Below are 13475 nucleotides of genomic sequence, written 5' to 3'. Positions count from 1 at the left end.
CTTTTTTATGAAATAGGTAAGATGGGTAAGATAATTTGATGAAAACTTTTATTTTTTTCTTAACTGAATTAAGTATCCTTTTACTCCTGTGGTTCTGCTGTTAACTCTCTTAAAATTTAACTTTCTTAAAATTTTACCAATCGTTATGTGACTTACGGATGAATACTCTTTCTTAATTATCATTGTAATTGTTGTGGTTGTCATAAAATCATCTTTATTGTCAGATTTTTCAAACAGTTGATTTATTAACTCTTCTTCGATAGTTGTGTGCTTATAGTTTTCATTCCTTTTTTCATTTTCTTTTATGTCATTCACAGTTAAATCACAATTAAAACTTTTGTCCTTGTAAGCTAGATGAAAAGCTTGCTCCCAAACTTTATTGATATCGATGTCTTTTGAGTAATTAAAATCAATTTGTCCTATGAGTTCTATGCAAACCCATCTAACATTACCTGTTTCATCTCTTAAAAAATTTATGAGGTTAGTTGAGCCTATAAAGGAGCAATTTCGGGTCTGATGTGAATTGTTTTTTGCGTACGGTAGCCTAATGTTTATGTGTGTTTTTGAAAACATCGATTTATAGGCGTTTATGTATTTTATCGAAAGTTTATCTATTTCATCTAGATTGATTAAGAGGTTTTTACACAGTTGGATTAATCCATCTTTATCATCACTGATGTTCTCTGCGATATGTTTTTTTAATTCAGGCGGACAAATAAACCTACATAGACTGCTCTTTCCAGAGTTTTGTTTTTCCTGAAGAAACACAAGACATTGCTTGTTGTAGAAGTTTTCTTCCAATGCAGTTTTTATACTTCTTACAAGCCATTTTTTTAAGTGATATTCAAAAAACACATTATCATCAGTTGGTATATATGAGGTTAGGTTTTTAATATGATCTACTCCATCCCATTTATTAAGATTATTAAAGTATTGCTTTAATGGGTTAATTTGTTTTATATAATTAGAACCTAAATATGTTTCTAATTCAAATTTTTTAAATTTAATTTTCTTTTTGGTTAGTTCAATCATTAAAGATTTTTCATTGAGAACTTCCCATTCTTTAGAGCCTTTGTACCTAATTAGTAATTCGTATGTTATTATATTAAGTACGATTTCATATCTACCGTTCACATATTTATGAATCGTATCATACACTGTAGTGTTCTTTATTAATTTATTATTTATGTATAGTTCTTCATTGTCCATTTTTGTAAATAGAGTTTTAAACCGTATATTTGTCTCATGACAATACGGTAGTTAATATTGTTTTTTTTTTTTGAAAATATTATAAAGCAGTGAGTTCGTACCTCGTTGCTTTTTTTATTTAGATTCCTTCATAAGTTCTAATGCTAGTTCAGTATCAACAATAATTTTACGACCATTTTGTATAATGGCTTCATCAATAATTCCTGATTTTTTAATTCTGTTTGCTGAGGATTTACTACAGCCGAAAAGTTTTGCAATGCCTAGTATACCAAATACATGTTTTTCCTTTTTTTCAGGTTGAACATTTTTTAAAGGTACTTCGTTGTTTAAATTGTTTTGTAGGAATATAAACTCTTCTCCTGTCATTTGGATGAGTAGTTTGACTCTTAATATTTCTAAATTCATAATATCTAATTTGTTGTATTAAACTTAACCGTGTACATCGGTTGTTACATTCGAATACTGTAAAATTAGACAGGAATTAAAGTGTTGAAATGGTGAGGGTGTTTTTATTTTTGGCTATAATAGGTTAAATGACAGTCTATTGTAGTTCTTGGAAAAATAATTATGGTGGTGATTTAGTTTTAGTATTTAATAGACGCTCATTAACATCACTTTTTAATCAAAACTAATATTTATAGAATTTTTAATATCTATTAAACTTTCTGAATAGCATTCAATAATTTATATGCAAAATTATTCTGGATTTTATCGATTCCTTTTAATCCATCATATTTGGTTTTTTCAAAGGTTTTCTTTTTGTCAAAAACGCCTCTATCTTTTTCAAAGTAATCTAAAATTTCTTTAATCCATATTTCCTTGTGATTTTCACCTTTAATTGTCTTGGAAAGACAATCTACAAAAAAATAGAACTTTGTATCTGACATTTTTTTCATTTCCAGTTTTATTCCAGATAATTGGATTTCGTTGAAAAAATCTTTAGCAGAAACAGCTGTTAGGGGTGGGGTGAAATATTCGTTTATCATTTCTAATAAGTCATTATTGAAATTTAAACTAAGTAATTCTATGTTTTCTAAGTAGTCTTGTTCTATAATATTTTCTATTGCCTCTAAGTTTAGTAAAAGATTGTAAAAATTGAAACCTAAGAGATTGTAGTATTTTCTTTCAAGCGTTTTACGTTCTTCAATCCATTCATTATAAATGTTTAATAGTCCTTCTTTTTCTTTCTTTAAGATTTGTATCTTTTTTAAAATAGCTATTATTTCGGGGTGTTTGTCAGAAAGTCTAAGAGACATGTTTTCGTAATCTCCTGTTAATTTAGTTATAGATTTATTGGTTGGTATTTGTTTTCTATATGCAAGTGTTTCTTGTAACTCTATTGGTTTTATTAAGGTTTTTAGTAAATATATAGTATCTATTGAATTTAAGCTTATTTGATTCTCGCTATAAAATTTTGAGTAATCTTTAATTGCTGACAAAATTAACCTTAATTCCTGCTTTAAGTTTTCTCTTCCGTTAGTATCTCTATATTCTCTAATAGAGCCTCTAAACTTATCAGCAGAAAAAATATAACAAAATTTTTGAAAATTCTCTAAATCAGTTATTCTTATACTTTTAATTTGTAATACTTTTAAATCATCCTTTATACTAAGAATACAATCTGTAATTGTTTTAAAATACATCATAAATTTTTAAATTTTTCGTCGCTTTTTTTAAAAAGTTATTATTGAATCTAAAGCATCATCAGCGCTTTTATGAATAAAATTACCCTGATATCCGATTGTTGTACTAAGGTGTGTGTGACGATACAGTTTTTGAAGCATTTGAGGTGAAACTTTATCACCAGCTATATTTCCAAAAGAATGACGAGCAATATGATTTGTGATTTTTTTGTCAATTTCAGCCATAATACCAAGTTTTTTTAAATTTGCATTTAATTTTTTGGTTTGGGTTTTTGTAGCTGTATATATTTTCTTTGATTCCTTCTTAGAATCCTTTTTTAAAACTTTTTCTGAGTTCTTTTTAGATACGTTCTTAAAGTGTGGGAAAATATAATCGGAGTTAGAAACTTTATCTTGTTTATAGTGTGATAATATTTCGGTTATTTGAGCAGGAGTTTTAAGAGATACCGTTTTGTTGTTTTTTCCCATTTTGTAATAAACCCTATCATCTACAACATCTTTCCATTTCATACTTAATACGTCTCCTATCCTGATCCCTGCTAAATAAAACGAGAACAAAAAAACATCTCTTGTTTTAGAAATTTCAGGATATTGTGATAAATCTAATTCTTTAATTTTACGAATTTCCATTTCATCAAGTCCAATCTTTATCGTTTCAGGATATTTTATTTTTATTTTACCCTTGCCAAAAGGGTAGAATTTTTGATCTACTAAGTTCTTCCTTATTCCATTATTATATAGTAATCGTATTAAAACGTAAATATTCATTATCGACCTTTCAGAAATAGTCCCAATACCTGCAAGGTGAATTTTTAGTTTTTTGAGAAAATATTCATCAATTTCTTCAAAGGATAAATTTTCATTCTTTGCAAATTCTTTGATTCTATTAATTTTACTTTGATCTGATACTGCTCTATTATGCTTTTCTAATTTGGTTAAGTCTTCTATATGTTCTTTTGCTAGTTCAAAAAAAGTTTGTTTCTCCTTATTATTTTTAATAGCATCCATTACTTGAATAGCTGTATAGCTTTTATTAGTAGAATCCATTTCTAAAATATAATCTTCTATTTCTCCGTACTTTTTCCTAATTAATCGGTTAAGTTGTTTGTGTTTTGGGTGTTTTGTATTTAATTTTTCAGCATGAGCATCCCAGTGTTCAGGGGCAATGTTTTGTAATAACTGAAGGTAAGAACGTTTTCGGTTAACTGTAAGACGTATAGTTAATCTGAAAATAGTATTTCCATTGTTATCTTTTTTTGGATGTAAAACAGTTTTTAAAGTACTCATCGCTTGATTTTTTTTTCAAAGATAAGTAATTTAGGTAACACATAGGTAACACTTTTTTTGACATTCTATGATTTTTAGTGAATCCTTAAAACTCTATAAGTCTTTAATTGCATAGGTTTTATGGTGTATTGATACTTTGGTAGTCTCTGTGGATTTGTAATTCGCTAGACTTAGGATCTAGTGCCGCGAGGTGTGAGAGTTCGAGTCTCTCCGCCTGTACAATAAGAGAAAACCTCAGCTTTATAGCTGAGGTTTTTTTATTTATAGTTAAGATGTTAATGGTGTTTTATTATTAATTCGGATGTATAGAATTATTTTCACTACGATTATTTATTTAGAACTAATGATGTATGTTCTATATGATTAGTGTAGATATTCCATTTTAGTGCTAAATTTGAATGTGTTTTCATAGTACATAAGTGCTCTTCATTTTACTGACGTTCATTTTGAATCGTTAAATAATATAGTTTTTATTTACTTAACCTAATATTTATATTAAGGTAATCTTAAAAGTATATTCTTGTGGGTTTAAATGTACACTATGACAAGAGTAGTATTATTCGTTTTTTTTATAACATTACAAACTTTTGGTCAACAAATTAAATTTGATAATTTTTCGATAAACGAGGGGTTGTCTAATAATTCTGTAAAAGATATCGAAAATGATATTAATGGAGGTTTGTGGGTTGCAACTTGGGATGGTTTAAATTATTTTGATGGATATACATTTACTTCCTTTAAACATGACATTAATAACAATAATTCTATTGCTGGTAATTACATCGCTAAAGTTAAACAGGATATAAAAGGTACAATTTGGATTATTACAGAAGATGCTAAAATAAGCAGATATTTAGGTAATAAAAAGTTTAAAAATTACACTTTTAAGAACAAACCAAATGATATTTCTGTTACAAAAAATGGTAATATTTTAATTCACACTCAAAATAGCTGTTACGAATTTGTTGCTGGTCAATTTCAAGAAATTAATAGACTAACATCAAAAATAAACAACAACGCTTTAAACAACATTCTTTTAACAAAATACCCAAAACTTATTATTAATGATGTTTTAAAAGATAAAACAGGTAATATTTGGTATGCCACTCGTAAAAATGGTTTATTCATCATTAAAAATATATTAGACAAAGCCAATAAATATCATATAGAAAATTACACAAAAGACCCTTATTCTAAAGAAAGTTTTAAAAGTAATGAAGTAGAAACTTTACACGAAGATTATTTTGGAAACATTTGGCTTGGTTTAAAAGATGGTGGAATTAGTATGGCTTACTCTAATTCTGATAAAATAGCATCTATTGCACCTCACCCAATAAATTCTCCTAACATTCCTAATGAAACTTTACGTGCAATTACCAAAGACCTACAAGGGAAACTTTGGTTAGGTTATTACACAAAAGGACTATATAATTACAATTCTACTTCTAAAAACTACAAAGAATTTAAAATCAAAGAAGCTACCAATGAACCAGATTGGAAGCGTATAAGGTCTTTGTTTACCGCTTCTGATGGAACTATTTGGGCAGGAACTTATGCTGGAATTATCAGAATAGAAAAAAATGGAGATTATAATTTATATAATTCTAAGAATAATAAAAACATACCTAACAATAGAAATTATTCTATTTACGAAGATAGTAATAAACAATTATGGGTTGCTTGCTGGGGTGGAGTTGCTAAATTTAATCTAAACACAAATAATTTTGAGTCTTTTATTGGTCAAGAATTAATTCGTAAATATCATATAAGAAATTTAAAATTGATAGATAGCGAGCTTATTCTTGCTACAGAAAATAATGGGCTGCAATTATTAGATATTAGCAAAGGAAAATTAAAAACAATAGAAACCCAAAATAACCTTTCTCATTATCATAAAGAGCAAAAAAACACATTAAAATCTAATAATAAAGGTTTAAAATTAATTGATATTAAAAATGGCGAATTACAATCTATAAATACTAATAAAGGTCTTTTAAGTAATAGTATTTATGCTGTTTATAAAGATGAAAAAACAAATTATTATTGGATTGCATCACTTGGTGGATTAAGTGTTTTTAGTAAAGAAAAAGGAATTATTAAGAATATTACAGAAAAAGAAGGTTTACCTAGCCAATTAATTTACGGTGTTTTAGATCATAAAGAGCAAGTTTGGTTAAGTACCACAAAGGGAATTGTTGTGATTGATAAAAAAAGTTTTGAAGTAAAAACTTTTCATCCCAAAGGAGGTTGGCAAGTTTCTGAATTTTCTGAAGGTGCTTATTATCAAGATGCTAAGGGTGATTTGTTTTTTGGTGGAATTAATGGTTTAAATTATTTTAATCCTAGCAATATTCAGTTTAATAACACTAAGGCAAAAATTAAATTACTGGTTGATGATAATGAAAACTTCTCTCCAAATATTATAAAAAGCCATAATGAAAATCAAATTAGTATTGATTTAATTCCGATTAGATTCCCCAAAAAAACAGAAAAAAATATCTATTATAAATTAGAGGGCTTAGATAGTAATTGGACTTTATTAGATATTGATAACAAGATAAAATATCAAAATTTAACTTCTAGAAGTTATAATTTTTTACTTAAAGAAGGTAAAGAAAATGAAGAAGAATTACTTTTCTCCTTACAAATAAAAAAGGCTTTTTATAAAACGAACTTATTTTATGTGCTCTTATCTGTATTTATATTAATTACAGCAATAATACTTATCTATCTTAAGAATTTAAGAACAAAATCACTTCAAAAAAACCTAGAAAAAAAGATTTTAATTCGTACAAATGTTATCGAAAATCAAAAAAAAGATTTAGAGGTTATTAACAATCAATTAGATGAAAAAAATAAAGAAATCTTACGTCAAAAAGAGACACTTTTAAAACTACATAACAATCTTAAAAATGAAGATTTTGAAGTCGAAAAATTTAAAACATTTGTTTTATCAGAGTTTCAAGAACCAGTTTCTAAAATTTTAAAAACTGCAAGTTGTTTGTCAGAAAATTCTGATGATAAAAAAACTATTTTAGAAGAGTCTAACAAAATGGTAAATCTAATTTCTGAATGGAATTATCTAAGCCACGTAAAAGAAATTGGAGCTATAAAGACTTCTGTAATTAATTTATTTCCGGTTTTAAAGAACAGTATTAATAAGTTGGAGGAATCTTTACAAACTAATAAAGTAGATTTTAATTTTAATATAGACACTTCTATTAATTGGGTAGAAATAGATGTTTTACGTTTTCGATTAATGCTACAATACTTTTTTAATGACATTAATAAATACTCAGATAATGGCAGTAAGTTAAACTTAAAAATTAATTATAAGAATTCTTTTGTGGTTATAGAAATTTCATCTAATAGTGATCTTCTAAAAAACAATTGGTACAGTGTTTTACATTACAGTCCTTATTTTAAAGCGTTACAAACTCTTTTGGGTGATTTAAAAGGAAAACTTATCAATTATAATTTAGACCAAGAATTTAAGGTAGCATTACAAATACCAATTACCAAAATAAACCCGAAGGATAAGTCTATAGAAACTATTTCGTGGAAACATTTTAATCAACAAGAAAATTTATCTGCAGACAAAAAAAATGTATTAATCTTTAGTGATGAAGAAAATTTTGCAGCTGCAAATCAAATTTTAGAACATAATAATTATAATTTAATTTTTGAAAACTCTGCAAATAATTTAAACTCGATTACCAAACAAATTCAGATACATATTATTGTAATCTATCAAGTTTCTTTCTCTAAAGATCTTTTATATTTTATCAATAATTCTGATGCAACAAAAAACAAGAAAATCGCTATAATTTATATATCAGAAGATATTAATTACGAACTAAGAGAACAATCGATTGAGTTTGGTGTAGACACTCTTATTCAGCTTCCGGTAAGTGAATCTTTTATTCAAAAGAAAATAGACTCTTTAATAAATAGAAAATATGTTTCTACTGAAGAGAATAAATTTCAAGAAAAAATATTCGACATTTTAACAGGTAAAGATCTTGTTTTAACGGCTAATGATAAATTATTAAAAAAGAGTTTAGAAGTTATAAAGAAAGAATTACATAACTCTTCTTTTAATGTAGAAATGTTGGTAGACTTATTAGATGTTTCTAGGGTAAAGTGTTATCGATTATTTAAAGAGCGGTTAAAACAATCTCCTTCAGATGTAATTATGTCTCTTAGATTACAAAAAGCAGAAGCTTTGTTAAAAACTAAAAAATTAAATATCTCTGAAATAAGTTTTGAGTGCGGTTATAACGATCCAAAATATTTTGGAAAAGCATTTAAAAAGCATTTTGGTAAAAGTCCTAAAGAGTTTAAAGATCAATTTAGCTAAACCGTTTGTTGCTATAGGATTTTCTTAACGTTAGCTAATTGTTACTGTAACGAAAACACACCTAATCTGCTTCTTTTCTATGCTGATTTGAACGATTAATACTCTTTGATGAAACAAAAACACCCCAACCAACACTTTCTGTAAATTAGTTTTACCACAATTTAAAAATCAAACTAGATGAAAAAAATTTATTTAATTTTAATACTTGCATTAGGTTTTACTTCCTATTCTATTGCGCAAGTTAACGTGTCTGGAACCGTAGTTTCTGATGCAGATGGAATACCAATACCTAATGTTTCTGTTGTTTTAAAAGGACAGCTTAATACAGGAACTATAACAGATTTTGATGGAGTATTCTCTATCAATTTAAATGATGAAAATGGCGTTTTAATATTTTCATATTTAGGTTATGAGACTAAAGAAGTTCTTTATGCTGGAAACCAAAAATTAAATATCATTTTAAAAGAAGAAGCAAACTCTTTGGATGAGGTTGTTATTGTAGGTTATGGATCTCAAAAAAGATCTGATGTAACTGGAGCAATTTCTTCTGTAAAAAGTGAAGATTTTAACCAAGGAGTTGTTGCAAATGCGGGTCAGCTTTTACAGGGTAAAGTTGCTGGTGTAAACGTATCTTCTTCTAGTGGTGAGCCTGGTGCTACACAAGATATTGTTATTAGAGGTGTTGGTAGTTTACGTTCTGGTACTACTCCACTTTATATTGTAGATGGTTTTGCATTAGATAATTCTGGTAATGGTATTGCTACTAATCCGTTAAACTTTATAAATCCACAAGATATAGAAAGTATAGAAGTTTTAAAAGACGCCTCTTCAACTGCAATTTACGGTTCTAGAGCAGCAAATGGTGTTATTGTAATTACTACTAAAAAGGGTAAAAAAGGAAGAAACAAAGTAAACATAAACGTATCTAGTGGTTTTTCTACGCTAGCAAATAAAGTTGATGTTTTTACTGCTGATGAATTTAGAGCTAATGTAACTGCCGTAAATGGTACTTTAATTGATGGAGAAGCATCTACAAATTGGCAAGATAAATTAACAAGAACTGCGGTGTCAAAAAACATTAACCTTTCTATGAGTGGAGGTACAGAAAATTCTTCTTATGCAGCTTCTGTAGGTGTTGATGATCAAGAGGGTATTTTAAGAAACAGTAACTTAAAACGTTATTCTGGTCGTTTAAACTTAACTCAAAAAGCAATTGATGATAAATTTAATGTTACTTTTAATTTAACAGCGACTAAATTAGACAATACAAGACCTAATTCTGGTAGTGTTGTAAGTGATATGTTAAGCCTTAACCCAACAGACTCTCCTTATGAAAATGGTGAATTAAAAGGAAACTTAAGTAACGATATTTTAAATCCTTTTATTGGAGAAACAATTTACGGCGATTACACAAACAACAACCGTATTTTGGCTAATATTTCTCCTTCTTATAAAATTGCAAAAGGTTTAACTTATAAATTAAATCTTGGTGTAGATTATTCTATTACAGAAAGAGATGTGCAATACATGCCTTACGCTACAGAAACAAATACAACTTTAGGTAGCTTAAATACAGCGACTACTAAAAATAGCAATACTCTTATAGAAAATACTTTAACGTATAGTTTTCATAAGAAATTAAGTAGTTTTACTTTTCTGTTAGGGCATACTTATCAACAAACCGAAGTAAATCAAAAACAATTTTATTTAGAAGGTTTTCCTGAGAATGGAGTAGAACCAAGATATCAAATAGAAACAGCAAACCAGCAAACAACGCAGTCTGCTTACGCTACTAAAAATGAGTTGCAATCTTTCTTTGGTAGAGTAAATTATACCTTTAATGATAAGTATTTAATGACTGCAACAATGCGTGCAGATGGTTCTTCTAAATTTGGTGAGAACAATAAATATGGATATTTTCCTTCTGTTGCTTTAGGATGGAACATCAATAAAGAAAATTTCTTGAAGGATTCTGATAACATCAACAACTTAAAGTTAAGAGCAAGTTGGGGGCAAACTGGTAGTCAAGAAATTCCTTCTAAAATAACACAAGCTAGTTATACAGAAAGTAATACAGGTAACAACACATACCCACTAGATTCTAGCGCATCAGATTTAGGCGGATATCCTTATGGTTCTATCTTTACTCGCTTAGCAAACCCAAATATTCAATGGGAAGTTTCTACACAGGCAAATATTGGTTTAGACTTTGGTTTATTTGGTCACAAGTTAACAGGTACAATCGATTATTTTAGTAAAGTTACAGACAACATTTTATTACAAGTTACCCCTACAGATCCTATTGTTCCGGTTTCTAGTTATTGGACTAACATTCCTAATATGGAAATTAGAAACAACGGTGTTGAAATTGCTTTAGATTACAACAATACTATAAATAAAGATTTCTCTTATAATATTGGTGGTAACATTTCTATCACTAAAAACGAAGTTGTTAACTCTCCTTATCAAATATTAACAACTGGTGCAGCACAAGGTTCAGGACAAACAGGAGCTACAATTAATGGTGTTTTAAACGGAGAAGCTATTGGTACTTTTTATGTTCAGGAATTTACCGGAATTGGACAAGATGGTTTAAATCAATTTGCAGACATTAATAATGATGGTGAAATTTTAGATGATGATCGTATTGTAGCAGGTAATGCTTTACCAGATTATATTTATGCATTCTACTTAAATTTTAACTACAAAAAATTCGATTTAGGTTTAAACTTTAATGGAGCTGGTGGTAATAAAATTTACAATCACGTTGCTATGTCTTCTTTTAACAAAGGGAATTTAGCAAATTCTTTTAATACTACAGATAGAGCCGTAGAATATTTAGATGAATCTGCAACAAATTCTAACTTAGTTTCTACAAGATATTTAGAGGACGGAGATTTTTTAAGATTAAACAACGCAACTTTAGCATACAATTTTACACCAGAAGCATTAGGTCTTGGAGATAGTATCAAAAATCTTCGCTTATCAATTACAGGTCAAAATTTATTTGTGATAACAGATTATAGTGGTTTCGATCCAGAGATTAATACAGGAAGTCCTGTTGGAGGTATTCAAACTTTTGGTATTGACTATTACAGTTACCCAAAAAGTAGAACAATCCTTTTAAGTCTAAATGTAGAATTTTAATAAGACAAAAATGAAAAACATAATAAAAAACACAGTATTTGCAATTAGCATTCTATTAATGTCTAGCTGTAGTGATTTAAAAGAGGAAGTTTTAGATGAATCCTTAACTGGTGCTGGACAAGCAGAAGCAATTAGTGGAGCAATTGCACCTGCGTACGGACAGGTTGCTTGGACTTGGAGACACACAAACTATTACGGTTTGCAATTAATACCAAGTGATGAGGCAATTTTACCTTACAGAGGAGGGACAGATTGGTATGATGGAGGTAAGTTTTTAGCGGCTCATTCTCATTCTATAACTTCTACAAACGATTTGGTAAAAAGTGCTTGGACAGAACTTACAATAAATATTTCTAGAACATTAACTGCTATAGAAGTTCTTACGCCAATGGCTGAAGAAGGAAATACAGAAGCAGAAAGTGCCCTTTATGAAATGAAAGCGCTTAGAGCTTATTTAAATATCTTAACTTTAGATAGTTGGGGACTTGCCTTTAAAAAAGAATCTTCTAATGAAAATTCAGAAATTCTTAGAGGACAAGATGCAATAGATTATATAGAAAGCGAATTGTTATCCGTTGTTGATGTGATAAATACTGATAAAGGTTCTGGTAGAATGACGCAGTCTGCCGTTTGGGGATTTTTAGCAAGATTAAATCTAAATGCAGCTGTTTATAGAGATCCATACGGAACTCCTAATTTTACAACAGAAGACATGGATAAAGTTATCGAGTATACAGATAACATTATCAATTCAGGAAAGTTTTCTTTATCTCCAGAATATTTCGATTTATTTAATGATAGTAATAGCAATAATGCAGAATTAATTTTCGCATTAGACCAACGTGGAGTTTTAAAGAATGAACATAGCCGTTGGGCATATTGGTCTTTACCAGGTTCTATGTTTCCTAGGCCAGAATTTACAAATGCAGATGGTACAGATGGTCCTGCAATTACATCAGACTTTTATCAAACTTGGGTAGATGCTTATGGTAGTGTAGATCCTGCAGATGCAGACCCTAGATTTCTTCAGAAAAACACCCAAGAAGTTACTTATGGCTTAGATGACCTTACAGGTCTTTCTCCTTTAAATGACGAAGATCATTATTACTGTGTAGGAGCAGAAGATTTTGAGATAGATAGGGGGATTTTAAGAGGAGTAACTTGGGCTGTTAGAAAAGATGAAAATGGTGCTTTTTATACTTGTGATGAAGGTTATAGAATTTATCCCGTAAAGCAAATTAAAGGAAACGGTACAGATAAAAATGTAGGTTACGTAAATCTTACTCAACAAGCAGATTTTACAAACGAAGGTAGAGCACACCATACAGGTTATCGTGTTTCTAAATATCAATTTAGCCACACTTCTAATAACGGAAATAACTACAGTAGTGTAGATTTGGTGTTAATGCGTTATGCAGAAATTTACATGATGCGTGCAGAGGCAAAATTAAGAAAGGGAGATGTGGCAGCGGCTTTAGCAGATGTAAATGTTGTTAAAACCTCTAGAAATGCACGCGAACCAATAGCAACCGCTCTTTCATCAATAGATTTAGATGTTTTATATAGAGAACTTGGTTTTGAGTTTTATTGGGAAGGTTTAAGAAGAACTAATCAAATCCGTTTTAGTCATTACGAAGATTCGTGGACAGAAAAAAAAGATACAGATGTAAACAATAGGTTATTTCCTATTCCACAAGTGGCCATAGATGGAGCTTCTAACACGCTAGGGTATTTAGAACAAAATAAAGGATATTAGTTGTTTATTGTTTTATTTTAAGGGAGCTCTTCTAGAAAAATAGCTCCCTTTTTCTATTGTAATATTAATAAAA

At 28.9% G+C, this 13475-nt stretch carries 7 protein-coding genes; 3 read left to right on the top strand and 4 right to left on the bottom strand.

Annotated features, from left to right (window positions below):
- Positions 1-48: 48 nt before the first annotated feature.
- The 4 genes from WHD08_RS09725 to WHD08_RS09710 form a co-directional block, all read right to left on the bottom strand.
- The gene (locus WHD08_RS09725; RefSeq protein WP_165733817.1) at positions 49-1209 is read right to left on the bottom strand and encodes a VapE domain-containing protein; all 1161 of its coding nucleotides are present in this window, start codon (positions 1207-1209) and stop codon (positions 49-51) included.
- Positions 1210-1323: 114 nt separating this feature from the next.
- Positions 1324-1617 carry a DUF3853 family protein gene (locus WHD08_RS09720; RefSeq protein WP_353959059.1) on the bottom strand — a complete coding sequence of 98 codons (294 nt, stop codon included), beginning with the start codon at positions 1615-1617 and terminating at the stop codon, positions 1324-1326.
- Between the two features lie 248 nt (positions 1618-1865).
- Positions 1866-2852 (bottom strand): hypothetical protein, encoded by a 987-nt coding sequence (locus WHD08_RS09715; protein WP_340832382.1) that lies wholly within the window; start codon positions 2850-2852, stop codon positions 1866-1868.
- Positions 2853-2882: 30 nt separating this feature from the next.
- Positions 2883-4139 (bottom strand): site-specific integrase, encoded by a 1257-nt coding sequence (locus WHD08_RS09710; RefSeq protein WP_165733814.1) that lies wholly within the window; start codon positions 4137-4139, stop codon positions 2883-2885.
- 541 nt (positions 4140-4680) lie between these two features.
- On the opposite strand from WHD08_RS09710, the gene WHD08_RS09705 reads away from it, so the two are divergent.
- The 3 genes from WHD08_RS09705 (at position 4681) to WHD08_RS09695 (ending at position 13402) form a co-directional block, all read left to right on the top strand.
- Positions 4681-8499: a two-component regulator propeller domain-containing protein gene (locus WHD08_RS09705; protein WP_208890973.1), complete on the top strand. Its 3819-nt coding sequence runs from the start codon at positions 4681-4683 to the stop codon at positions 8497-8499.
- Positions 8500-8676: 177 nt separating this feature from the next.
- Positions 8677-11646: a SusC/RagA family TonB-linked outer membrane protein gene (locus WHD08_RS09700; protein ID WP_165733812.1), complete on the top strand. Its 2970-nt coding sequence runs from the start codon at positions 8677-8679 to the stop codon at positions 11644-11646.
- A 10-nt stretch (positions 11647-11656) separates the two neighbouring features.
- Positions 11657-13402: a RagB/SusD family nutrient uptake outer membrane protein gene (locus tag WHD08_RS09695; RefSeq protein ID WP_208890974.1), complete on the top strand. Its 1746-nt coding sequence runs from the start codon at positions 11657-11659 to the stop codon at positions 13400-13402.
- The last annotated feature ends 73 nt before the right edge of the window (positions 13403-13475 follow it).

The sequence above is a fragment of the Polaribacter sejongensis genome, assembly GCF_038024065.1.
GTDB classification, from domain to species: Bacteria; Bacteroidota; Bacteroidia; order Flavobacteriales; family Flavobacteriaceae; genus Polaribacter; species Polaribacter sejongensis.
Note: the sequence above shows the minus strand (reverse complement) of the source record. Positions and strands in the feature narration are given on the sequence as shown.

Coding starts and splice junctions, on each gene's coding strand:
- WHD08_RS09725 (WP_165733817.1), bottom strand. CDS start 1,209: ATGGACAATGAAGAACTATACATAAATAATAAATTAATAAAGAACACT.
- WHD08_RS09715 (WP_340832382.1), bottom strand. CDS start 2,852: ATGTATTTTAAAACAATTACAGATTGTATTCTTAGTATAAAGGATGAT.
- WHD08_RS09710 (WP_165733814.1), bottom strand. CDS start 4,139: ATGAGTACTTTAAAAACTGTTTTACATCCAAAAAAAGATAACAATGGA.
- WHD08_RS09705 (WP_208890973.1), top strand. CDS start 4,681: ATGACAAGAGTAGTATTATTCGTTTTTTTTATAACATTACAAACTTTT.
- WHD08_RS09700 (WP_165733812.1), top strand. CDS start 8,677: ATGAAAAAAATTTATTTAATTTTAATACTTGCATTAGGTTTTACTTCC.
- WHD08_RS09695 (WP_208890974.1), top strand. CDS start 11,657: ATGAAAAACATAATAAAAAACACAGTATTTGCAATTAGCATTCTATTA.